This window comes from Pantoea endophytica (assembly GCF_002858935.1).
Taxonomy (GTDB): Bacteria; Pseudomonadota; Gammaproteobacteria; order Enterobacterales; family Enterobacteriaceae; genus Pantoea; species Pantoea leporis.
In genome coordinates this window covers 829,717-851,332 of the sequence record NZ_PJRT01000005.1, presented here as the reverse complement: position 1 = coordinate 851,332, position 21,616 = coordinate 829,717, and the positions used below count along the sequence as shown (strand labels likewise).

Below are 21,616 nucleotides of genomic sequence, written 5' to 3'. Positions count from 1 at the left end.
TACCAAAAATGAGTTCCGCGAGCATGATCACAGAAATTAACGGCGAATATCGCCATTTTGGTATGCCACGAACCATCAAGCTGATGCATAACACCTAAAACCGCTGAGGGTTGACCAATGTCTCTACAGGAACGTCTTATCGATTCACTGGGTAGCTTTGCCACGCGATTCAACAGCTACCGCTACATTATGGCGATCAAAGCCTCGTTTATTACGCTGATGCCGGTGATCATCGTCGGCGCGTTTTCGGTGCTGATTTCCAACATGGTGCTGGATCCGAAAAATGGCCTCGCCAGTTTCTCTGCGCTGTCGTTTCTCGCCGATCTGAAACCGATCACCAGCAGCATTAACTACGCCACGCTGAGCTTTCTGAATATCGGTGCGGTGTTTCTGATTGGTATCGAACTGGGCCGCATCAACGGCATTAAAACGCTGTTTCCCGGCCTGCTGGCGATCATCTGCTTCATCTCGGTGACGCCCACCACGCTGCAAATGCTGGTGGATGGCCAGATGCACGTGGTAACCGATGTGCTGGCAAAACAGTTCTCCGATACCAAAAGTCTGTTCCTCGGCATGTTTATCGCCATTCTGTCGGTGGAGATTTACTGCCGGCTGGAGCAGGTTGAACGGCTGAAAATCAAAATGCCGGATACCGTGCCGCCGAACGTTGCCGCGTCATTTTCTGCGCTGATTCCGTCGATCATCACCGTCACGCTGGTCGCCACCTTTGGCTTTATCTTCCATCAGATCACCGGCATGTACCTGTACGACGCAGTGTACAAAGTGGTGCAGCAGCCGCTGGAATCGGTGGTGCAGAGCTTGTGGGGCATTCTGCTGCTGATGTTTGTTGCCCAGCTGTTCTGGGTGATTGGTATTCATGGCAACCAGATGGTGAAACCGATTCGTGAGCCGCTGCTGCTGGGGGCGATTCTGGTCAACATGAACGCCTTCGAGCAGGGTAAGGAAGCGCCAAACATCATCACCATGCCATTCTGGGACGTGTACATGAGCATCGGCGGTTCCGGCCTGACTATCGGGCTGTTAACCGCCGTGATGATTGCCACCAAACGCAAAGAGATGCGTGAAATCGCCAAACTGTCGTTTGGACCTGGCTTATTCAACATCAATGAGCCGGTGATTTTTGGTATGCCGATCATGCTCAACCCCATTCTTGCCATTCCCTTCATCATCACCCCGCTGGTAACCGGTTCGATTGGCTATTTCGCCACGGTGATGGGCTTTGCCGGCAAAGCGGTGGTGATGGTTCCCTGGACTACGCCGCCGATCATCAATGCGTGGCTTTCTACCGCCGGTTCGATGGGCGCGGTGGTGACGCAAATCATCTGCATCGTAGTTTCGGTGTTGATTTATCTGCCTTTTGTCAAAGTGGCCGCGCGTCGCGCCGAAGCGGCGGAAGCAAAAAATCTGCAGGCCGAACTGGCACAAAATTAAGGAGGATCTATGAGTAAGCACACCATTGCGCTGCCGCAGGGTTTTATTCTCGGCGCGGCGGCATCGGCCTGGCAAACCGAAGGCTGGAGCGGCAAAAAAGCCGGCCAGGATTCGTATCTGGATGCCTGGTATCAGCAGGATCGCCACGTCTGGCATAACGGCTATGGACCGGCGGTGGCGACAGATTTTATCAACCGCTTCCGCGAAGACGTGGCGCTGATGAAAGCGGCGGGGCTGACGCACTATCGCACCTCGATCAACTGGTCGCGTTTTCTCACCGATTATGAAAACGCGGTGGTTGATGAGGAGTACGCGGCCTATTACGACCAGTTGATTGATGAGATGCAGCGACAGGGCATTGAACTGATGTTGTGTCTCGAACATTACGAACTGCCGCTGCAGTTGCTGGAAGAGTACGGCGGCTGGCAATCAAAAAATGTGGTTGAGCTTTTTACTCGCTATGCCGAGAAGGTGTTTGCCCGCTACGCCGGAAAAGTGACGCGCTGGTTTGTTTTCAATGAGCCGATTGTGGTGCAGACGCGCGTCTATCTTGATGCGCTGCGCTGGCCGTATGAGCAGAACACCCATAAGTGGATGCAGTGGAATCACCATAAAAATCTCGCCACGGCGAAGGTGGTTAAGCTGTTCCGTCAGCAGGGTTATGCCGGCACGGTGGGCACCATTCTCAATCCGGAAGTGACCTATCCGCGCTCTTCGGCGGCGCACGATGTTAAAGCCGCAAAAATCTACGATCTGTTTTACAACCGGGTGTTTCTCGATCCGGCAATCAAAGGCGTCTATCCAGCGGAACTGCTGCAACTGCTGGATAAACATGAGGTGCAGTGGGATGTCACCGAGGAAGAGCTGGCGATCATCGCCGCCAACACCGTCGATGAAGTGGGGCTCAATCTTTACTATCCGCATCGTGTTAAAGCGCCTTCACGCGCCTGGCACCCAGAGACGCCATTCCATCCCGCTTTTTACTACGAACATTTTGAGTTGCCAGGCCGCCGCATGAACAGCTCGCGCGGCTGGGAGATTCAGCCACGCATTGTTTTCGACATGGCGCAGCGCATGAAAGAGGAGTACGGCAATCTGCCGTGGTTTGTGGCCGAGAGCGGCATGGGCATCGAGAATGAAGCGCAGTTTAAGGATGCGCAGGGCGAAATTCAGGACGACTACCGCATCAACTTTATTGCTGAACATCTCTACCAGGCGGTGCGTGCGCGTGAAGCGGGCAGCAACTGTCAGGGCTACATGCTGTGGGCGTTCACCGACAACGTTTCACCAATGAACGCCTTCAAAAACCGCTACGGACTGATCGAGATCGACCTCGACAACCAGCGGCAGCGGCGGATGAAGAAATCCGCGCACTGGTTCCGTCAATTGCGCGACACCCAGCAATTGACCCTCAACATTGACGATGAAGCCAAATAAGGACAACCGATGAAACGTATTATTCTGGCCTGCGCGGCAGGCATGTCGACTTCGATGTTAGTCACCCGCATTGAGAAAGAGGCGGTAGCACGCGGTCTTGAGTACCAGATCTACGCCATTCCGGAACAAAACCTGCGTGAAGAGTTACAAAACTACGGTCAGGACGTGGTGGTGGTGCTGTTGGGACCGCAGGTGCGCTTTAAGCTGGAGGAGAATAAAAAGCTGACCGACAGCTATCAACTGCCGATTGCGGTGATCGATAGCGTGGCTTACGGCACGTTGAATGGTGCAAAGGTACTCGATCAGGCACTGGCTTTGGTACACTAGCGCCCAGATAGCAGTCAGGCTCCGGCTCGCACAGGACGCGGCCGGGCCGAATGCACCATGATGCAAAAGGGTGAGAGCGTGGAAAAAGCCGAAGCGCCACAAGAGAAAAAGCAGTATCAGGAAATTGGTCAGCATCTGCGTCAGCAAATCCTTGATGGTCATTATCCGGTTGGATCACGACTGCCGCCAGAGCGGCAGTTGGCCGAAACCTGGGGCGTGAGCCGCACCATTGTGCGTGAAGCGTTGCTAATGCTGGAGCTGGAAGGCACGGTGGATATTCGTCAAAGTTCTGGCGTTTACGTGATGCGCATTCCTTCGGAAAGTGAGGATGCGGAAGAGGCCTTTTTCCGCAGCGATGTCGGCCCGTTCGAGATGTTGCAGGCGCGTCAGCTGCTGGAGAGCAACATCGCGGCCTTCGCCGCCAAAATGGCCACCAAAGCCGATATTGAAAACCTGCGCCGCACGCTGGAGCAGGAGCAGCGCGCCATTGCACTCAACGACAGCAGCCAGGATAACGACAAGTTATTTCATCTGCTACTGGCAGGCGCGACGCAAAATCAGATGTTGCTCGATACAGTGACCAGCGTCTGGCGTCATCACGAAGCCAGCCCGCTCTGGCAGCAACTGCGACCGCAGTATGAAACCCGCGCCTATCGCCTGAAGTGGCTGGGCGATCATCAAACCATTCTGGCCGCGCTGCGACGCCGGGATGTGATGGGTTCCTGGCAGGCGATGTGGCAGCACCTGGAAAACGTCAAGAACACATTGCTGGAGTTATCCGATGCCGATGCGCCAGACTTTGATGGCTATCTGTTCGAATCCGTGCCGATTTTCCAGGGTAAGTTGATGTGATGAGGTCGCCATTCATGGCGTAATGCCGCTCAGTTAAACGCCGTATCAAATCACCGCTTCTTCCGTAGCGGCGCGATTTATCGCGCAATGCATTGCGCCGCTACAATGTGAGCTCTCGGTAACTAAGGATTTTCACGTCTTAACTGACGAGCATAACGACCTAAATGCGGGCCCCTGTGTGATAGTAATTACAACGCAGCGCGCAAGGTTCAATGACAAAGCTGCACGATAAATCGCGACGCTACTCATGCTGGGTGAGCTTCGCGGTTAACGCACGCAGCGGCGTGCGTAGCACCTCATGCAGCGCGCGGATCGCGGGGGAAAACTGTTTGCGATGAGGGCAGATAAGGTGCAGCGGCGTGCTTTCACCCGGCATCTCCGGCATTACGCGTTCCAGCCTGCCGGCCAGCACATCGTCACACACATCAATCCACGATTTATAGGCGATACCCATGCCGGCGATGGCCCAGCGCCGCGCGACTTCGGCATCATCACACAGCATGCGGCTTTTCACCGTGATCTGGCGGCGCATGCCATCCTGCGGAAAGGTCCATTTGTCGTAAACGTGGCCGCCCATCATAAACAGCAGGCCATGATGGTGCTGGGCGATCTCCTCCAGCTGTTGCGGGCGACCGTGACGATCAAGGTAATCCGACGACGCCACCATCACGCGGCGATTGTCCTCCGCCAGCGGCAACGCCACGTAGCTGCTGTCTTCCAGCTTGCCGTAGCGAATGGCGATATCCACCGGATCGCGGAACACATCGCTGATCTGGTCGGAAAAGGAGAGCCGCACTGCCAGCGCCGGATGCGCGCGGCAAAAGTCAGTGATCAACGGCAGCAAAATATTGCGACCAATATCCGACGGCAGCGCGATTTTCAGCTCGCCGCTCAGCGCATCTTCATCGCTCTGCAAGCTGTCGGCACCGGCATGCATCAGCGCCAGCATCTCCTGCGCAAAGGGCAGATACTTTTCCCCTTCGGCGGTTAAGCGCAGGCTGCGGGTGGAACGGGCGAACAAGCGGCGATCCAGTTCCCGCTCCAGCCGCTGAATCGCCGCGCTGACCTGTCCGGGCAGTAAATTCACCTCGCGCGCCGCGCGTGAAAAGCTGCCGAGTGCGGCTGAACGCACAAACAGAGTGACATCTTCCAGTCGGATCATCTTCTTATTCATCGTGGTAGTCAGCAGGGATTTTCACTCTAAGAGTGAAAGTGTTCACCTGCAACTGGCATTTTTCATTGCGCTGTGGACCGCTATGCTGAATTTACTTCACCAAACCTGCTGATGAATAAGGATCTGCCTGATGAAAGCCATTGTTTATAGCCAAAACGGTTTACCGATTTCCGATGAAAATGCGCTGTATGAGCTTGAGGTTGATAAGCCAACGCCAGGCGCGCGCGATCTGCTGGTAAAAATTCACGCCATTGCGGTCAATCCGGTGGACACCAAAGTGCGCGCCGGTGCGCCGACCGATAAGCCGCGCATTCTCGGTTGGGATGCGGTAGGCGTGGTGGAAGCAGTGGGCGCAGATGTCACGCTGTTCCAGCCGGGCGACGAGGTGTTTTACGCTGGTGATATCACGCGCGCCGGCAGCTATGCCGAATATGGGCTGGTGGATGAACGCATCGCCGGGCACAAACCGCGTTCACTGAATGACGCCGATGCCGCCGCGCTGCCGCTGACCTCGCTGACCGCGTGGGAACTGCTGTTTGATCGTCTTGAGGTACAAGCCGATGACAACGCCGCGCTGCTGATTATTGGCGCAGGTGGCGGCGTCGGTTCCATATTGACGCAACTCGCCAGCAAGCTAACCAAATTGACGGTGATCGGCACCGCTTCCCGCCCGGAAACGGCGGATTGGGTGCGTTCACTCGGTGCGCACCATGTGATTGATCATTCTCAACCGCTGGGCGAACAGCTGGCGGCGATTGGACATAAAGAGGTGCGCTATGTCGCCTCGCTGACGCATACCGATAGCTATTACGATCAGCTGATTGATGCGCTCGCGCCGCAGGGCAAGCTGGCGTTGATCGACGATCCCGAGACGCTGGATGCGGTGCCGCTGAAGCGCAAAGCGATTTCACTGCACTGGGAATTGATGTTTACGCGCTCGCTGTTCCATACCGCCGATATGCAGCGCCAACATGAGATTCTGCAGCGCGTGAGCCAGCTGATTGATGACAAAACGCTGCAAACCACCGCCGGCGAACATCACGGCATGATCAATGCCGCCAATTTGCGCAAGGCGCATGCGCTGATCGAGAGCGGTCGCGCACGCGGTAAGATCGTGCTGAGCGGGTTTTAACCAACTTAACGCAATAAATGATGCAAACCACGCGCAATAAATTGCGCTGCTACGGATATCCGCACACTTGTGTAGCGGCGCGATTTATCGCGCTACAAAGAAAAAGGAATAGGCCATGACACTCAATGATGCAGTCGCTCGTCGTCACACTGTAAAAGCCTTTGAACAAGGTAAAAGCCTGCCGCAGGATGAAATCGAAACCCTGCTGAACGTGCTGCGCAACAGCCCGTCTTCGGTGAACTCGCAGCCGTGGCATTTTGTGGTGGCGTCAACCGAAGCGGGTCGCGAGCAAATCGCCGCATCCACCGATGGCGCCTTTGCCTATAACAGCCCGAAAGTGCGCAATGCCTCGCACGTTATCGCGCTGTGCATGCGCACCGATCTGGATGAAGCGCATTTGCAGAACGTGCTTGATCAGGAAGATGCTGATGGCCGTTACGCCAGGCCGGAAAGCAAAGCGAACAATGACATGGTGCGTCGCAGCTATGTCGATATGCATCGCTATGAATCACGCGATGTGCCGCAGTGGATGGAAAAGCAGGTTTATCTGGCGTTGGGCGGATTGTTGCTGGGCGCAGCGATGTTGGGCATTGATGCCACACCGATGGAAGGTTTCGATCAGCGCGCGCTGGATCAAGCGCTGGGTCTGCGTGAGAAGGGCTTTACCAGCGTGGTGCTGGTGTCGCTGGGTTATCGCAGCGATGCGGATTTCAACGCCGCGCTGCCGAAATCACGTTTGCCACGTGACGAGATTTTTACCTTTATTTAAATATTTCGCGCAATAAATTGCGCCGCTACGGATGGACGCACGTTTCTGTAGCGGCGCGATTTATCGCGCAAGATCAATACGGAAACCGCAACGTAAAGCGATTCACACCCTTCTCGCTATGCATCTCACAACTTCCCTGATGCAAACGCATAATGCTGCGCACAATCGATAAGCCCAAACCGCTGCTGCCCTGATGTCGTGAGCTATCGGCGCGCCAGAAACGATCAAAAATGCGCGCCTGCTGTTCCTCACTTAATGCCGGGCCGTGGTTTTCCACTGTCAACGAATGGTCCTGATTAAACACGCGAATGGTTGAGTTTTGGTCGCCATAGCGCAGCGCGTTGGCGATCAAATTGGCCAGCGCGCGTTGCAGCAGTTGCGGATCAGCGAGCAGTTCGCCGTGCAGCGCCAGATAATCTACGACGCTGTGCGTCTGACTCAGTGCCACTTCAGTTTGGCCGATCAGCGTGCTAATCGGCGTGCGCAGATCGTGCGCCATATCAGTAGAAACCTGGCTCAACTGTTGATAACTCCGTTCAAGGCGCCCCCAGTATCTGATTGAAAGCCGCCACCAGCGGCTGCAGTTCCGCTACCGCCTGTTCAGGCATTCGCTGCGACAAAAGGCGCACGTCAATCGCATCCGCCTGCGATAGCCAGCAGCATGCCCGCTGCAAGGGTGAGTTTGTTCGATTTCATCTTAATACTCCTGATTTGAAGGTAGGCCATCAGGATATGCAATCGGCTCTGACATCAGCGTGAGCGAGTTATGACAAAAGAATGACATGCGCACTTGTTATATAGAAATGACCTAACGTAATAGGTGGATCTAAAATTTGATAATCAGTATCGTAGACCACAGTTACTATAAGGATATAGGATGCAAAAGTTATGTTTAACAGCAGTGAAGTCATCAGTTATCTTCAAGCAAATAAAATTCTCGTAATGAAACTTGACAATGCCGTTGATGCCGTCGGAAAACAGGTGGCGGAATAGGTCAAATCAATCGGTGCTGGTGCTACCCGAGCGTTGTTTTACACGTCCTGTTTCACTGATGAATATAACGATGTATGCCTGCGGCAAAAAAATGAAGATATCCGTTTTCGGGATGGGGTTTACCGACTTCTCAGGCATGGAGATATTGGCTTTGAGATGCTTAAAGTATATTTTGAAGAACTGCTAAAATATAAAACTGCACAGCAATTAGAATACATAAAGAAAAAGCTTGTGACGCTTAATGTTCATATTGCTGCAAGTTCACTGACTAACGCAGGTTTTGCTATGGCGGCAGCCAGCGCCGTTCGCATGGGATTAGACCTGAGTATGGAGATCAGCGCGCTGATAGGGCGAATAGCCGGTGGTGTAGTGGGAGCAGCAGCTTTGTATGGTATTGTTCAGAGGGCAGCAGATAGTGCGCACCGCCTTCAAACTCAATATCCCGTCTATTATTCAGCGCTCTATTTACAGAATCTGGAAATGATGTATTTCCTAATTGAACCCGTAATGCAACGCGCGAGTGCCCTGGATGCTCAGTGGGCAACTGAAGAAAATATTGCAGATATCATTACCCGGTTGATTAGGTAACTATGATTAAATTTATAAAAGACTCAATGTGTTCATTAGTTAGGTCGTTAGTATGGATATACGGACCGGCAATATTGACCATTGTCTTTGCATTACTTCAGGCTCATTTTTTTCCAGGAAGTCCAGTTTGGCCTATTGCGGTTTTCTTTATATTCGCGCTGGTCATCGTGGCTCGTTACATAAAATGATGAAGTTTAAAAAACTGTTAACAGATAAGGATATTGTATGTCGACGCCCGCACATTTATGGCTAGAAGATGAAAATGGCTCGCCTATTGTTGGAAGTTGTTTAATCCCACTGAGGTTAGGTTCTATCGAATTAAAATCATTTTCACACGGCATAACCATCCCAGTAGATCCAAATAGGGGAAAATTGACCGCAACGCGAGTCCATCAACCTATCGTGATAGTAAAAGAGTTCGACAAGACAACACCAATTCTTTATCGCGCTGTATGTGAAGGGCGCACACTTAAAAAAGCTACGATCAAGATGTATCGGATTCTTGAATCAGGCATTGAGTCCGAATATTTCAATATCATTTTGGATAACGTTAAAATCACCACGGTTTCGCCTTACCTTGCCCCAAATGGTCAGAGCAACACTCATGTTGAAACATTAGAGTTGCGTTATGAGGCGATCACCTGGAAGTACACGGAAGGAAATATTATTTACCGCGATACATGGAATGAATACGCTTGCGCGTGACACTATTTCAGTGACCAAAGTTATAAAGTGTATCCAAACTAAGTTTGTTTCCGCATAACGTTCATCTTCGGCATTAAGATTCTCTTACTGCCGAAGATAAAATTTCTTAACCCCTTCTGTTTAATAAGTATTCCCTCTGCATTAAATCCGTAATTTCTGTAGTGAGATCATGTCCACCATGTTATTAACTCTGTATGACGTTGTGAATTTAGCTACCTGCCGGAGATACAATGAAGAAAAGTTTGTCCTTTGCCTTACTGCTTTCACTGAGCGCGTTTAGCCACGCTTCATTTGCCCAGCAAACCTTGCGTTTCGGCGTTGATCCGACGTTCCCACCGTTTGAATCCAAAGCCAGCGACGGTTCTTTGCAGGGCTTTGATATCGATCTCGGCAACGCGATCTGCGCCCAGGCCAAAGTGACGTGCCAATGGGTGCAGATTGGTTTTGATGGCAGCATTCCGGCGCTGCAGGCGAGAAAGTTTGATGCGATTCTTTCGGCGATGTCGATGACGGAGAAACGCCGCGAGCAGGTCGCCTTCAGCGACATGCTTTACGTCACGCCGAGCGCATTGCTTACACCCGCCAAAGCGCCGCTAACGGGAGACATTAACGCGCTGCGCGGCAAAAGAATCGGCGTCGCGCAGGGCACCATTCAGGAAACCTACGCCAAAGCGCAGTGGGCAACCAAGGGCGTGAGTGTGGTTTCTTACCCTAATCAGATGGAGATCTATCCTGATTTGGTGGCGGGACGGCTCGACGCCAGTCTGGCCAATGCGGTTTCGGCAGAACAAGGTTTTCTTAACACGCCAGCCGGCAAAGACTATGTCATCAGTGCCACGCTGGTGGATAAAGAGGTGCTGGGCAATGGCGTGGGCATTGGATTGCGTAAAGACGATGCGGCCAATCTGAAGTTGATCAACAACGCGCTGGCCGAACTGCACAGCAACGGCACTTACGATCAACTGGCGAAGAAGTACTTCAAATTCAAGGTCTATCCGTAAAATTCATCTGCACGCAAGGTCGCCATTGATGACGACCTTGCCCACCAACCGCACCCACACTCACTCAAAAATCATGACGAACTTACCGCACTACCCAACTCAACGCGCCCGCTTTCTCGCCGCCGTCAAACGGCAAAACGGCGCATTAACGTCCTACGCGCATCCGTTACCCGGTCCGCAGGGCGAGGAACTTTTCACTGACGTAGCGATAATCGGCGATGCCAACGCATCACGGCTGATGCTGGTGATCTCCGGCACGCACGGCGTAGAAGGCTATTACGGCTCCGATTGCCAGATCGCCTGGCTGGATACCTTCAACCTCACGGCGCTGCCCGCGGATACTGCTATCGTGATGCTGCATCTGCTCAATCCGTGGGGCGCGGCGCATTTACGCCGCGTCAATGAAGACAACATCGACCTCAATCGCCACTTTATCGATTTTTCACAGCCGACACCCGCCAATCCCGCTTACGCCGCGTGGCATGGCATTTACCACGGGGAACGTGCCCGCGCCGATAAGCTGTTAGCTGACGCGCTCAACAGCGCCGGTTGGCCGGCGATAAAACGCGTGGTGGAAGCGGGGCAATATGGCGCGGCGGACGGTTTCTTCTTCGGCGGCCAACAGCCAGGCTGGTCGTACCGCACGCTGCAAACCATCATCGCCGATCACTTGTCGCAGGCCAAAACCATCATCAGCTTCGATCTGCACACCGGCGCGGGCGCGTGGGGTCATCCGATGCTGCTGTCGATTGCCGAGCAGCGTTTTGCCGCACATGACTGGGGCAAGGAGATTTATGGAGAATGGTTAACGCTGCTGTTCACCGGCGCAGGGCGCGACAGCGAAACCGGCGTGACCGCCACGGCTACCGGCTATGTGTCGCAATTTCTGCTGACGTCGCTACCGAAGACGCAGATTTTGCCGCTGGTGGTGGAGTGCGGCACCTATCCTGGCGAGGAGATGCATCGCCGCGTGCGCGACGATCACTGGCTGCATCTGCAAGGCGATCCAGCCAGTGAAAGCGGGCGGGCGATTAAGCAGGAGCTGGTGGAAGGATTCTGGCCCGCCGACGCTGACTGGCGCGCGCTGGTGGCTTTTCGCACCCAGCAGATTTTTGTGCGTGGCTGGCGGGCGTTAATCGATTTATAAGCGTCCGTAAAAGGTCATGCGGGCGGTTTCCGACAGGGCAATGCCTGGCTCGGTGTTATACGCCAGCACCGCCAGCATGCGGGTGATATCGCCTTCGGTTGGCGTAACGCGATGCAGCGAATTGCGCCCACGGAACAGCACCAAATCCCCGGCATCAATCGCCAGCGCTTCTACCGGTTGGCGCTGATCCAGCACCGCCGCCACACCGTCGAAATTCATCTGACCGGCATCAGCATCGCGCAGATCTTTCACGTACTGGAACACGGCGCCGGCGCGCGGTTTCTGCACCAGCAGCGTGATGGCGAACGACGAGTTATCAAAATGCCAGCCCAGTTCCTGGCCGTCGGGCGCGTAGTGCAGATTGATCGACGAAAGCGGATCGGCATACGGATAGAGCGCCTCTTCACCCAGCACATCGCACAGGAAGCTTTTGAACAGTTCATCGTTGTAGAGCTGGCGCAGCGGCGAATCGGCGGCAATCACATCATCGGTGATGCAGCCTTTGGTGCTAATGACATCGCGATTACGCGGATGATCGGCGCTGAAGGCCTCATCTTTTTTCATCAGATAAACGTTGTGTTTGCTGGCGGTGTGATACGCCAGATGGCGCTGCGCATCGCCTTCGGCAATGATGGCCTGCAGCGCAGCGGGCTGCAGGAACTGACGCAAAACTAAAGCGCCGTGCTGATTAAGTTGCTCACGGCAGGTGCGACGCCAGTCGGCATCGGCCAGCGGATGCAGATCGAAACGAATCAAGGCAGACATAGTTTTACTTCTCATGTGTTACAGGTGTGTAAAGACTGTAACTCGCTGATATGTTAATACGTAACGATAAAAATTTAACACCTTGCTAAGGAAACCTTAATGCCCGCGCCATCACCACGTTTGCCCAAAATCAGCGTCATTCAATCCTTCAAAGTGGCGGCGGAACTGGGCAGCCTGGCGAAAGCGGCTGCGCAGCTGGCGTTAACGCCCGCCGCCGTGAGCCAGCAAATTCGCCAACTGGAAGAGCAATTGGGCAGCACGCTGTTTGTGCGCACACAAAGCGGCGTGATGCTGACGGAGATGGGCAAAGAGTATCTGCGTTATGTCACTGAGGCGTTCGACATTCTGCACCTCGGCCAGCAAAACCTGCGCCATGCGGCGTCGGCACCGCGATTAACGCTCTATTCGCTGCCGGCGCTGGCCTCAAAATGGCTGCTGCCGAACATCGCGCAGTGGCGCGCGCACTGTCCTGAAATTGATTTATCGCTGCACGGCACCCATACGCAAGTGGATTTCAACGCCACGCCGGCCGATTTCGTCATCTGTTTCGGCGAAGATCGCTATCCGCAGCTGGACAAGCAGCTGCTGTTTCTCGATGAGGTGTTGCCGGTGGCGAGCCCGGCACTACTGCATCGTTTTGCCGGTATGGAAGTGTTGCAGCATGCGCCGCTGATTCACCTCGACTGGGGCAACGAAGGGCGTTTCTTACCTGACTGGCGCAGCTGGTTTCAGGCCAAAGGCATTGACGATGCGCCGCCGCAGCCGTCGTTCAGTTTCAATCTTACCTCGCTGGCGATTGATGCCGCCGTGGCAGGCGCGGGCTTGCTGCTCGGTCAGCGGCGTTTGATTGCCAACCAACTGGCGCGCGGCGAGCTGGTGGTTGTCGATCCGCTTAGCTTGCCGCTCAGCAAACCCTATTTCCTCGCCTGGCCGCAGCGCTCGCTCAGCCAGCCGGGCAGCGCTGCGCTAATCCACTGGCTCACGCAGCTGGCGAGATAACGTACCCACTCGTAGTTTCGCCGCTAAATGGCGACCTGGAAAAGAAAGGGAGTTCACCAATGACCACAGATCTCAACTTCTGGCTCACCGCGTTGGTGGTGGGCACCACCATTTTGCTATGGGCCAGCGCGCGTTTGCCGGAATACGTTACCGCTTTGCTGTTTTTCACGGCGGCGATGTTGCTAAAGTTGGCTCCTGCCAGCAGCATATTCAGCGGTTTTGCCTCGTCGGCGTTTTGGCTGGTACTCAGCGGGTTTGTGCTGGGCGCGGCGATCCGCAAAGTTGGTCTGGCGCAGCGCTGGGCGAACTGGCTGGTGGTGCCGCTTAGCCAAAGCTGGCCGCGTATGATTGCGGGAACCGTGCTGCTGACTTATCTGCTGGCATTTGTCATGCCCTCGAATATGGGACGCATCGCGCTGCTCATGCCGGTGGTGCTGGCAATGGGCGAACGCGCGGGAATCAAAGCGGGCAGTCGAGGCAGTATTGGCCTGGCGCTGGCGGTGGGATTTGGTACGTTCCAGCTCTCCGCCAGTATTTTGCCCGCCAATGTGCCGAATCTGGTGTTGAGCGGCGCGGCGGAAAGCGCGTATCAGCTGCATCTGCAATGGTTGCCGTGGTGGTTGCTGCATATGCCGGTGGTGGGCATCGCTAAAGGATTGTTATTGATAGGTTGCCTGCTCTTTCTGTTTCGTGCTCAACCCAAAGCGGTCCATCAGCGCGACAGCTTAACCGCGCTGAGCCGCAGCGAGTGGCGCTTGATTGGCCTGCTGGCGATCACCTTACTACTTTGGATGACCGACAGCGTGCACGGCTTACCGGCTGCGTGGGTGGGATTGGCGGCAGCCTGTATCTGTTTGCTGCCACGCGTAGGGTTTATCACCAGCGAGGACTTTGCCAGCGGGGTAAATTTCCGCACCTGCATTTACATTGCCGGAATCCTTGGCGTCGCCACATTGGTGGTGGATTCCGGTTTGGGACGGATGATCGCCAACGCGTTGCTTAGCGTATTGCCGCTGCACCAACACCCATCCTTCAGCAATTTCGCAGTACTCAATGCGCTGGTGTCGTTGCTAAATTTTGTGCTCACCGCCAACGGGGTTCCGGCAATGGTGACGCCGATGGCGCAAGAGCTGGCGAATGCTTCCGGCTTTCCGCTGCTCACTGTGATTATGCTGCAAGTGTTTGCCTACGCCACGCCGCTGCTGCCGTATCAGGCATCGCCGGTGGTGGTGGCGATGGGACTCGGCAACGTTCCGGCGAAGGCCGGTTTGCAGCTGTGCGCACTGATTTTTCTGCTGAGCGTGGTGCTGCTGTTACCGCTGGATTATCTGTGGTTTCGGCTGCTAGGCTATGCCTAATGTCTTTGCCAGAGATTGCCTATGCCAGCCAATAATGATTGGGTTGATTTTCGTCGTGACGATGAGACTGGAATTGAAAGCGTTAATGCGCACTTTCGCGGACACGCTTACGATCCGCACGATCACGACGAACTGCTGGTGGGCGTGACGCAGCAAGGTTTACAACGTTTCAACTGCCATCGTTCGCTGCACACCAGCACGCCGGGCCGGGCGATTTTGATTGAACCGGGCGCGGTACACGACGGACATGCGCCGGACGCCGAGGGCTTCACCTACGTGATGCTCTATTTGCCGCAGAGTTGGGTGGCGGAGATGATGCAGCGTCGCGGATTGGGCGATGTGTCGAATATCGAAGGCGCTTTCCGCCACACGTTGACTGACGATGCGCTGTTAGCCAGCGCCATTCAGCAAGCCTGGTTTGCCGTGCATCAGGGCGAAGGGCGGTTGGCGCGCGATCAAAGCCTCGATCATTTGCTCACCCTGCTGTCACGCCATCTGGATACCAAACCCAGCCTGCAGCACAGCGAAGCGATGCGTCAGATGCAGCTGTTGCGCGACTATCTGCACGATTTTATGGCGCAGGATATTGGTCTGGATGAGCTGTCGCGCCTTTCCGGCATTGATCGATTCCGCCTGACGCGCCAGTTCAAACAGGCGTTCGGCCAATCGCCGCATGCCTATCTGGTGCGTTTGCGTTTGCGCAGCGCGCGCGCGTTGCTGGCGCAGGGCATTGAGCCGGTGCAGGTGGCGGCGCAGGTTGGATTTGCCGATCAAAGTCATTTGGGCCGTTGGTTCCAGCGCGCCTATCGCATGACGCCCGCCGCTTATCAACGTCAGTGCACAAACGTTCTATACGCTTCCCCGCCTGCTCTTAGATGATGAGGTTTTCGTTGTCATTGGAGAGTTGTTGCAGATGTTTGATACCAAAATCGCCCTGATCGTACGTGATGATTTAGCCACCTGGCAGCGCCTGAATGTGGTGGCGTTCCTCGCTACCGGCGTGGCGTCCGCCGCCCCCGAGATGATGGGCGAACCCTATGTTGATGCCAAAGCGCGACAGTACGGCAACATGGCGGGCCAGCCGATGCTGGTGTTTGCCGGGGATTTGGCCGGTTTGCAGCGTGCGCACCGTCAGGGACTGGAGCGCGAGTTAACCATTATTCCTTACGTGGAAGCGATGTTTTCTACCGGCCACGACGCGGCGAACCGCGAAGTGTTTATGGCGGAGGATGCTGATCATTTGAATCTGGTCGGCATTGCGCTGCGCGGCCCGAAGAAGGCGGTGGATAAGGCGATTAAGGGATTGGCGTTGCACGGGTAAAGCACGTTTTCCCTCACACTAACCCTCTCCCGCGGGCGGGAGAGGGCCAGGGTGAGGGCGCTATTAAACAAACTTATCCGCCGCGCTCAGCAACAAATCTTCCCGCCCACGCAGCGCCAGCAGCTCCAGCCCAATCGGCAAACCTGCGGCGCTGAATCCCGCTGGAATGCTGATCGCCGGTGCGCCGGTCACCGCTGAAATCAGCGCGTTGCTGCCATCCTGCATCTCACCGTGCTTAACCGGCGCACGGCGCACCACCGGATAAGCCAACAGATTGATCTGCTGCGCGGCGAAAAATTCAGCCAGCTGCAAATACAGATCGCGCTGACGCTGCTGCACCCGCCGGTAACCTTCACTCTCAACGCCCGGATGCTGGGCCCGCGTGGTAAACACCGTTTCCAGCTGCGGATGATAGCGCCCGGACGCCACCACTTCCGCCAGCGTGCGGATCTGCGCCTGCGGTTTATCCGCCAGATACGCCGCCAGCGCAGCGGCAAATTCGTAGCCGATGATATTGGCGTCGGCGGCCAACGTCTCCAGCTGCGGATAACTCACCTCACGCGGCGCGAAATCCGCCAGCGCCGCGCGAACCGCCTGATTAATCTCGTCTTCATCGGCTGCAAACCCTTCCAGCCAGATGCCGATGCGCAGCGGCTCATCGCTCTCCGCAAACTGTTGTCCGCTAAGAATTTCAGACGCTAAACGTAAATCCGCCGCCGACCGCGCCAGCGGGCCGGGAATATCCTGAGTTGGCGACAGCGGCACAATGCCGTCGGTGCTGATTGCACCGCGCGTCATGCGCAGGCCAAAAAGATGGTTAAACGCCGCCGGAATGCGCACCGATCCGGCGGTATCGCTGCCGATCGCCAGCGGCACGTAACCGGCTGCGACCGCCACGGCGGAACCGCTGCTCGATCCGCCCGGCGAGCGGCCTTCAACCCACGCATTATGGGTAAATCCGCTTAACGACGACGCGCCGGTAATGCCCGCCGCCAGCTCATGCATGGCGGTTTTGCCGATCAGAATCGCGCCTGCCTTTCTCAGTCGGGTAACCAGCGGCGCATCGTCGCTGGCAATAACCTCACGCAGCAGCACCGAACCGGCGCTGGTTGGCCAGCCCTGCACTTCGATATTGTCTTTAATCAGAACCGGAATACCTTCCAGCGGTCCCGCCGCCTCGCCGCGCTGACGACGCGCATCGCTGGCGTCCGCTGCCGCTAAGGCTTGTTCGGCAAACAGCCAGGTGATGGCGTTGTAGCGCGGTTGATCCACCTCGCCAATGCGCTGCAGCGCGAAGGTAGCTAACTGGCGCGCGCTCACCGTGCGCTGGGTCAGCGCCTGATGTAAATCGTTAATCGAAGCGGTGGGATAATCAGCGTATTGCATTAGGTTAAACCTCCAGCGGAATCCATTGCCCGTCGCGCGTGACGCGTCCGCACGCGCTGCCATTAAAGTGGGTGCTGAACCAGATTGCCTGATGTTGTGCGCACCAGTCCACCACCCGTTGCCGTGAAGTGACCGCCAGCGCTTTATTCTCGCAAAACAGTGAGTTCCAGTGCGGATACTGAAACTGGATGGCATTATGCATCACGTCGCCAGCAAAGATCGCCGATTCACCGGCGCTTTCCAGCACGATCGATGCATGATCAACGCTGTGACCGGGCGTGGAGAGATAGCGCAGCACGCCAGCAAACAAAGGTGAATTCTGAACGTTGATAGTCTCTAGCTGTCCGCTTGCTATCAGCGGCAGAATGCTGTCGCGATAGAGCTCATGCGCCGCCGGATTCTGTTGACAGTGCGCCAGTTCCCGCGCGGAGCAGATATAGCGCGCATTCGGGAACATTGGCAGCCATTCGCCATCACGCTGATGCGTATTCCAGCCAACGTGATCGGTATGAATGTGCGTCATCAACACCAGCGTCACTTCGGCTGGATCAACGCCCGCCTGCGCGAGGTTTGTGGCATACGGCGTGTTCAGCTGGTGAAATAATGGCTTGTTATCGCGATTGCGGCCGTTGCCGGTGGCGGTATCGATAATGATGGTGTGTTCACCGGTGCGAATGACCCAGCTATGAATCGACATTTCGGCGGGCTGCTCAGCTAATTCGTTACTCATCTCCGCGCGATGTGGCGTAAACAGCACGCCCAGCGGGAAGGCGGCGGTTTATTCGCTCACTTTGGTAATCAGGCAATCGCCGACGCGAATCGTCATCAGGTGCTCCTAAATTTTTTGATGGCAGCGAAGAAGCCTCACTATACTGGCGGCTCGATCATTATTTAAATCGATTAGAATCATGCAAAGCATCAACGAAAATGATTTTTCGCGCATCGACCTGAATTTGCTGGTGGTGTTGCTGGTGATGTACGAGGTGCGCAGTGTCACGCAAGCGGCAAATCGGCTCTATCTCGGACAACCGGCAGTGAGCGCGGCGTTAAAACGTCTGCGCGAGATGTTTGACGATCCGCTATTTGTGCGTGCTGGATCGGCAGCTGCAGCAACAAGGTGTGGCGCGGCGCGTGCGCTATGTGACGCCAAATTTCTCCGCGTTGCCGATGCTGCTTAAGCGTTTGCCGCTGTTCGCTACGGTGCCGCAGGGTTTGGTGCCATCCTGGTGCGAATTATACGGTCTGAACGCCGCGCCCGTGCCGGTGAACATGCCGGATTATGAAGTGTCGCTGCTGTGGCATAACGCGCGCAGCGAAGATGCCGCCAACCGCTGGCTGCGGGAGAGGCTGCGCGGGCTGATAAAGAGTAAGCCGCTTTGATGAGGTCGCCATAAATGGCGACCTGCACGTTCACCACGGCACCACACGCCCTAAATAATCCAGATAATGAATTCCGCGTCGCCCAGCGTAGCTTTCCATGGTGTTCAGCAAGTTCGGAATGCTCTCCTCAATGGTCAGGCGCGCTTCCGGGCCGCCCATATCGGTGCGCACCCAGCCGGGTGCCATCAACAATAACGTGCGCTCGCCGCCGCTACGTGCGGCGAAGCTGCGCATAAACATATTTAGCGCCGCTTTGCTGCCGCGATACACCTCGTAATTACCGTTGGTGTTGTTGGTCAAACTGCCCTGGCCAGATGACATCACCGCAATAGTGCCGCTGGGCGTAACGCGATCTTTAAAGGTTTCAATCACCCGCAACGGGCTTAGCGCGTTAGTCACCATCACGCGGGTGAACTCTTCGGTGGAAACATCGGCGATGGTTTCGCGGTCATCATTTTTCACCCCTGCGTTGACGAACAGCATATCGAACTGCCAATCCACCAGCCGCGTATGCAGCGCTGCGACCTGTTCCGGTTCATTGATATCCACGCTTTCCACCGTCAACTGTGCGGGGAAGCGATCGGCCAGTTGTTGTAAATTTCCTGTCGAGTTTTCACGTCCGGTGGCGACCACCTGATAACCGCGCTGCAGCATGGTTTCCGCCAGTGCCAAACCCAGGCCACGCGATGCGCCAATCAGTAATATCTTCATGTTGTTCTCCTCGGTGTTTGCGATAAGAAGAGTGTAGCGCCGGGCGAGGGCAGGCGGAATGCGCAGCACTCGCAGTATTAACCTGCACCAAACGCCTTGTCTCACTGCGCTGAATCGGCGAGGATAAACCGCATGAATGATGCCGACCTGAATCTGTTAATTGCTTTGGATGCGCTGCTGATTGAAGGCAGCGTGATTGGCGCTGCGCGTCGCTTGGGCTTAAGCGAATCGGCGATGAGCCGCACGCTGGGACGCTTACGCGCCACCACCGGCGATGCGCTGTTAGTACGCGCCGGACGCAACATGGTGCTGACACCTTATGCCGAAGCGATCCGCGAGCGCACGCATCACACGGTACGCGAGGCGCGTGCGGTGTTAAGCCCAACGGCGCAGTCGCTGGATCTGCATCAGCTAGATCGCTGCTTCACCCTGCGCACCAATGAAGGATTTGTCGAAGCCTTTGGCAGCGCGCTCATCGCTGCCGTGGCGCACCAGGCGCCGCACGCGTGGCTCAGTTTTGTGCCCAAGCCGGAGAAAAGCGCGCGCGATTTGCGCGAAGGCAACATCGATCTGGAGATTGGCGTGCTGGGCAATATGGGCCCGGAGATTCGCCTGCAGGCGCTGTTCCGCGATAGCTTCGTTGGCGTGGTGCGCGCCGGACATCCGCTCACGCAGCAGCGGGATATCGCCCAGTTCGCGGCCTTTGGTCATATCGTGGCGTCACGGCGCGGTGAGCTTGGCGGGCCGATTCACGATGCGCTGCAGCAGGCTGGATTAACCCGCAAAGTGGCGGCGGTGGTAGCGGCATTCTCCAGCGCGGTGGCGCTGGCGCAGGAATCGGATCACATTGCTTTGGTGCCGCGTTCGCTGTTTCTGCATCATCCGTTGATCAAAAACAGCACCCGCTTAGCGATGTTTGAACTGCCGTTCGCCACGCCAGAAATGACAGTGTCACAACTGTGGCATCCGCGACTGGAAAACGACGCGGCGCATCATTGGTTACGCGGCGTGGTAAAAAATGTTTGTCAGCCGCCGCGCACCGAACCACGCCACACCACATCAGCCTGATACAGCAGGCTTTCGTGCTGCTGTTCACCTTGCGGCGTGAAGCCGGTTTCCTCCTGCTCGGTGTGTATCAACCACTTCACCGCGTCCTGCGCGAACTGCTCAACCGGTTGGGAAAACGTGGTGAGATTGTAGGATGACCAGCCGGCCTGCGCGATGTTGTCGTAACCGATCAAACAGAGATCTTCCGGCACGCGCAGCGCAAAGCGGTGGCGCGCTTCATCCATAAAGCCGCAGGCCACCAAATCGGTGACGCAAAACACGCCGTCGGGTCGCTGATGACGCGTCAGCAAGCGGTGCGCCAGAATCTGCCCGCTCTCGTAAGAGGTGGTACCAAAACGTTCGATGGTCACGGTTAATCCCGCCCGTTCGGCCGCCAGCACAAAGGTGTCTTCGCGCTTTTTCAGGCTCGGCGTGCCCGCCAGCGAATTGGCAAACGCCAGATGCTGACAACCGGCGCGCTGAAACGCCATTACCGCCGTTTGCGCGGCGCTTTCGGCATCGAGATTGATGCTCAGCGAGCCCGGCAACGCTTCATCGCGGTTGATCAAAATGATGCGCTGACCGTGTTTATAGCATTGGCGCGTGATGGTGCGATCCGGCATGCCGGAGAGAATGATTGAGGCATCGGCGCGGAAATTAATCGCCTGCTGCAATGCCGCCGAAACGCTGTTATCCGAGCGGTCGGTGTTGATCAGCATCGCCACTTTGCCTGCTTCCTGCAAAAACTGCGTCAGCCAGCGTACCAGACTGGCGCGATAGGGCGTGGCGATTTCCGAGACGATCAGGCAGACAATGCTGCTGCGATTGCGCACCAGACCGCGCGCCAGATGATTGACGTGATACCCCAACTCTTCCGCCGCCTTCATCACCCGTTCTCGCGTTGCCGGTGACACGCTGGCGCCCGGCGTAAACGCGCGCGACACCGCTGAGCGCGATACGCCCGCGCGTTCAGCGACATCCTGCGCGCTCACCACAGCTTTCTCATGCTGCATGTTCAACACCTCTTCACAATCTGGCTGCAACTGAGTCTGCCTCAGATTGCAAAGCTGTG

At 55.9% G+C, this 21,616-nt stretch carries 21 protein-coding genes and 2 pseudogenes; 16 read left to right on the top strand and 7 right to left on the bottom strand.

Going from position 1 to position 21,616, the window contains the following annotated elements; genetic code table 11:
* Nucleotides 1–117 precede the first annotated feature (117 nt).
* The 4 genes from PZBJ_RS06505 (at nucleotide 118) to PZBJ_RS06490 (ending at nucleotide 4,068) form a co-directional block, all read left to right on the top strand.
* Entirely contained in the window at nucleotides 118–1,452 is a 1,335-nt protein-coding gene (locus PZBJ_RS06505) for a PTS sugar transporter subunit IIC (protein ID WP_061719102.1), read from the top strand.
* Nucleotides 1,453–1,461: 9 nt separating this feature from the next.
* On the top strand, nucleotides 1,462–2,889 hold the full coding sequence (locus tag PZBJ_RS06500; RefSeq protein WP_101761734.1) for a glycoside hydrolase family 1 protein: 1,428 nt from the start codon (nucleotides 1,462–1,464) through the stop codon (nucleotides 2,887–2,889).
* Between the two features lie 9 nt (nucleotides 2,890–2,898).
* Nucleotides 2,899–3,216: a PTS sugar transporter subunit IIB gene (locus tag PZBJ_RS06495; protein ID WP_101761733.1), complete on the top strand. Its 318-nt coding sequence runs from the start codon at nucleotides 2,899–2,901 to the stop codon at nucleotides 3,214–3,216.
* A 78-nt stretch (nucleotides 3,217–3,294) separates the two neighbouring features.
* On the top strand, nucleotides 3,295–4,068 hold the full coding sequence (locus PZBJ_RS06490) for an FCD domain-containing protein (protein ID WP_036650080.1): 774 nt from the start codon (nucleotides 3,295–3,297) through the stop codon (nucleotides 4,066–4,068).
* 241 nt (nucleotides 4,069–4,309) lie between these two features.
* Here PZBJ_RS06490 and PZBJ_RS06485 read toward each other — a convergent pair whose 3' ends face one another.
* Nucleotides 4,310–5,230, bottom strand: coding sequence for a LysR family transcriptional regulator (locus PZBJ_RS06485; RefSeq protein ID WP_101761732.1), 921 nt, complete (start codon nucleotides 5,228–5,230; stop codon nucleotides 4,310–4,312).
* Between the two features lie 142 nt (nucleotides 5,231–5,372).
* Between PZBJ_RS06485 and PZBJ_RS06480 the strand changes: the two genes are divergently transcribed.
* Both PZBJ_RS06480 and nfsB read left to right on the top strand, forming a co-directional pair.
* Nucleotides 5,373–6,374 carry a zinc-binding alcohol dehydrogenase family protein gene (locus PZBJ_RS06480; protein WP_101761731.1) on the top strand — a complete coding sequence of 334 codons (1,002 nt, stop codon included), beginning with the start codon at nucleotides 5,373–5,375 and terminating at the stop codon, nucleotides 6,372–6,374.
* A gap of 115 nt (nucleotides 6,375–6,489) precedes the next feature.
* Nucleotides 6,490–7,143: an oxygen-insensitive NAD(P)H nitroreductase gene (gene nfsB, locus PZBJ_RS06475; protein ID WP_101761730.1), complete on the top strand. Its 654-nt coding sequence runs from the start codon at nucleotides 6,490–6,492 to the stop codon at nucleotides 7,141–7,143.
* A gap of 73 nt (nucleotides 7,144–7,216) precedes the next feature.
* On the opposite strand, the gene PZBJ_RS06470 is transcribed toward nfsB, so the two are convergent.
* Nucleotides 7,217–7,663: an ATP-binding protein gene (locus PZBJ_RS06470; protein WP_240632886.1), complete on the bottom strand. Its 447-nt coding sequence runs from the start codon at nucleotides 7,661–7,663 to the stop codon at nucleotides 7,217–7,219.
* Nucleotides 7,664–8,031: 368 nt separating this feature from the next.
* On the opposite strand from PZBJ_RS06470, the pseudogene PZBJ_RS06465 reads away from it, so the two are divergent.
* From PZBJ_RS06465 to PZBJ_RS06445, 4 genes and pseudogenes are all read left to right on the top strand, one after another.
* Nucleotides 8,032–8,724: pseudogene (locus PZBJ_RS06465) on the top strand (hypothetical protein).
* 225 nt (nucleotides 8,725–8,949) lie between these two features.
* Nucleotides 8,950–9,429 carry an Hcp family type VI secretion system effector gene (locus PZBJ_RS06455; protein ID WP_061719111.1) on the top strand — a complete coding sequence of 160 codons (480 nt, stop codon included), beginning with the start codon at nucleotides 8,950–8,952 and terminating at the stop codon, nucleotides 9,427–9,429.
* 230 nt (nucleotides 9,430–9,659) lie between these two features.
* Nucleotides 9,660–10,430, top strand: a complete 771-nt coding sequence (locus tag PZBJ_RS06450) for a transporter substrate-binding domain-containing protein (protein ID WP_101761728.1) — start codon at nucleotides 9,660–9,662, stop codon at nucleotides 10,428–10,430.
* Between the two features lie 73 nt (nucleotides 10,431–10,503).
* Nucleotides 10,504–11,577, top strand: coding sequence for a DUF2817 domain-containing protein (locus tag PZBJ_RS06445; RefSeq protein ID WP_101761792.1), 1,074 nt, complete (start codon nucleotides 10,504–10,506; stop codon nucleotides 11,575–11,577).
* On the opposite strand, the gene PZBJ_RS06440 is transcribed toward PZBJ_RS06445, so the two are convergent.
* Entirely contained in the window at nucleotides 11,572–12,342 is a 771-nt protein-coding gene (locus tag PZBJ_RS06440) for a 2OG-Fe(II) oxygenase (RefSeq protein WP_101761727.1), read from the bottom strand. The genes PZBJ_RS06445 and PZBJ_RS06440 overlap by 6 nt on opposite strands.
* Nucleotides 12,343–12,441: 99 nt before the next feature.
* Between PZBJ_RS06440 and PZBJ_RS06435 the strand changes: the two genes are divergently transcribed.
* The 4 genes from PZBJ_RS06435 to PZBJ_RS06420 are packed head-to-tail and all read left to right on the top strand — an operon-like array spanning nucleotide 12,442 to nucleotide 16,020.
* Nucleotides 12,442–13,341, top strand: coding sequence for a LysR substrate-binding domain-containing protein (locus PZBJ_RS06435; protein ID WP_101761726.1), 900 nt, complete (start codon nucleotides 12,442–12,444; stop codon nucleotides 13,339–13,341).
* A 59-nt stretch (nucleotides 13,342–13,400) separates the two neighbouring features.
* A complete protein-coding gene (locus PZBJ_RS06430) occupies nucleotides 13,401–14,699 on the top strand; it encodes an SLC13 family permease (RefSeq protein ID WP_101761725.1) in 1,299 nt (432 codons plus the stop codon).
* Nucleotides 14,700–14,720: 21 nt separating this feature from the next.
* The gene (locus PZBJ_RS06425; protein WP_101761724.1) at nucleotides 14,721–15,578 is read left to right on the top strand and encodes an AraC family transcriptional regulator; all 858 of its coding nucleotides are present in this window, start codon (nucleotides 14,721–14,723) and stop codon (nucleotides 15,576–15,578) included.
* A 34-nt stretch (nucleotides 15,579–15,612) separates the two neighbouring features.
* On the top strand, nucleotides 15,613–16,020 hold the full coding sequence (locus PZBJ_RS06420) for a DUF2000 family protein (protein WP_101761723.1): 408 nt from the start codon (nucleotides 15,613–15,615) through the stop codon (nucleotides 16,018–16,020).
* A gap of 63 nt (nucleotides 16,021–16,083) precedes the next feature.
* On the opposite strand, the gene PZBJ_RS06415 is transcribed toward PZBJ_RS06420, so the two are convergent.
* Together PZBJ_RS06415 and PZBJ_RS06410 are read right to left on the bottom strand one after the other, a co-directional pair.
* On the bottom strand, nucleotides 16,084–17,406 hold the full coding sequence (locus PZBJ_RS06415) for an amidase (RefSeq protein WP_101761722.1): 1,323 nt from the start codon (nucleotides 17,404–17,406) through the stop codon (nucleotides 16,084–16,086).
* 4 nt (nucleotides 17,407–17,410) lie between these two features.
* Nucleotides 17,411–18,136, bottom strand: a complete 726-nt coding sequence (locus tag PZBJ_RS06410) for an MBL fold metallo-hydrolase (RefSeq protein WP_240632885.1) — start codon at nucleotides 18,134–18,136, stop codon at nucleotides 17,411–17,413.
* Nucleotides 18,137–18,314: 178 nt separating this feature from the next.
* Here PZBJ_RS06410 and PZBJ_RS06405 point away from each other — a divergent pair.
* Nucleotides 18,315–18,786: pseudogene (locus tag PZBJ_RS06405) on the top strand (LysR family transcriptional regulator).
* Between the two features lie 30 nt (nucleotides 18,787–18,816).
* Here PZBJ_RS06405 and PZBJ_RS06400 read toward each other — a convergent pair.
* Nucleotides 18,817–19,497 (bottom strand): SDR family NAD(P)-dependent oxidoreductase, encoded by a 681-nt coding sequence (locus tag PZBJ_RS06400; protein WP_101761721.1) that lies wholly within the window; start codon nucleotides 19,495–19,497, stop codon nucleotides 18,817–18,819.
* Between the two features lie 132 nt (nucleotides 19,498–19,629).
* Here PZBJ_RS06400 and PZBJ_RS06395 point away from each other — a divergent pair, with 132 nt between their 5' ends.
* Complete coding sequence (locus tag PZBJ_RS06395) at nucleotides 19,630–20,565, top strand: LysR family transcriptional regulator (RefSeq protein WP_101761720.1); 936 nt, start codon at nucleotides 19,630–19,632, stop codon at nucleotides 20,563–20,565.
* Here the strand turns inward: PZBJ_RS06395 and PZBJ_RS06390 are convergent.
* Nucleotides 20,523–21,557 carry a LacI family DNA-binding transcriptional regulator gene (locus tag PZBJ_RS06390; RefSeq protein ID WP_101761719.1) on the bottom strand — a complete coding sequence of 345 codons (1,035 nt, stop codon included), beginning with the start codon at nucleotides 21,555–21,557 and terminating at the stop codon, nucleotides 20,523–20,525. The two genes, PZBJ_RS06395 and PZBJ_RS06390, sit on opposite strands and share 43 nt — an antisense overlap.
* Nucleotides 21,558–21,616 lie beyond the last annotated feature (59 nt).

Coding starts and splice junctions, on each gene's coding strand:
- PZBJ_RS06400 (WP_101761721.1), bottom strand. CDS start 19,497: ATGAAGATATTACTGATTGGCGCATCGCGTGGCCTGGGTTTGGCACTG.
- PZBJ_RS06445 (WP_101761792.1), top strand. CDS start 10,504: ATGACGAACTTACCGCACTACCCAACTCAACGCGCCCGCTTTCTCGCC.
- PZBJ_RS06410 (WP_240632885.1), bottom strand. CDS start 18,136: ATGAGTAACGAATTAGCTGAGCAGCCCGCCGAAATGTCGATTCATAGC.
- PZBJ_RS06440 (WP_101761727.1), bottom strand. CDS start 12,342: ATGTCTGCCTTGATTCGTTTCGATCTGCATCCGCTGGCCGATGCCGAC.
- PZBJ_RS06500 (WP_101761734.1), top strand. CDS start 1,462: ATGAGTAAGCACACCATTGCGCTGCCGCAGGGTTTTATTCTCGGCGCG.
- PZBJ_RS06395 (WP_101761720.1), top strand. CDS start 19,630: ATGAATGATGCCGACCTGAATCTGTTAATTGCTTTGGATGCGCTGCTG.
- nfsB (WP_101761730.1), top strand. CDS start 6,490: ATGACACTCAATGATGCAGTCGCTCGTCGTCACACTGTAAAAGCCTTT.
- PZBJ_RS06480 (WP_101761731.1), top strand. CDS start 5,373: ATGAAAGCCATTGTTTATAGCCAAAACGGTTTACCGATTTCCGATGAA.
- PZBJ_RS06420 (WP_101761723.1), top strand. CDS start 15,613: ATGTTTGATACCAAAATCGCCCTGATCGTACGTGATGATTTAGCCACC.
- PZBJ_RS06435 (WP_101761726.1), top strand. CDS start 12,442: ATGCCCGCGCCATCACCACGTTTGCCCAAAATCAGCGTCATTCAATCC.
- PZBJ_RS06425 (WP_101761724.1), top strand. CDS start 14,721: ATGCCAGCCAATAATGATTGGGTTGATTTTCGTCGTGACGATGAGACT.
- PZBJ_RS06505 (WP_061719102.1), top strand. CDS start 118: ATGTCTCTACAGGAACGTCTTATCGATTCACTGGGTAGCTTTGCCACG.
- PZBJ_RS06450 (WP_101761728.1), top strand. CDS start 9,660: ATGAAGAAAAGTTTGTCCTTTGCCTTACTGCTTTCACTGAGCGCGTTT.
- PZBJ_RS06495 (WP_101761733.1), top strand. CDS start 2,899: ATGAAACGTATTATTCTGGCCTGCGCGGCAGGCATGTCGACTTCGATG.
- PZBJ_RS06455 (WP_061719111.1), top strand. CDS start 8,950: ATGTCGACGCCCGCACATTTATGGCTAGAAGATGAAAATGGCTCGCCT.
- PZBJ_RS06430 (WP_101761725.1), top strand. CDS start 13,401: ATGACCACAGATCTCAACTTCTGGCTCACCGCGTTGGTGGTGGGCACC.
- PZBJ_RS06485 (WP_101761732.1), bottom strand. CDS start 5,230: ATGATCCGACTGGAAGATGTCACTCTGTTTGTGCGTTCAGCCGCACTC.
- PZBJ_RS06415 (WP_101761722.1), bottom strand. CDS start 17,406: ATGCAATACGCTGATTATCCCACCGCTTCGATTAACGATTTACATCAG.
- PZBJ_RS06390 (WP_101761719.1), bottom strand. CDS start 21,557: ATGCAGCATGAGAAAGCTGTGGTGAGCGCGCAGGATGTCGCTGAACGC.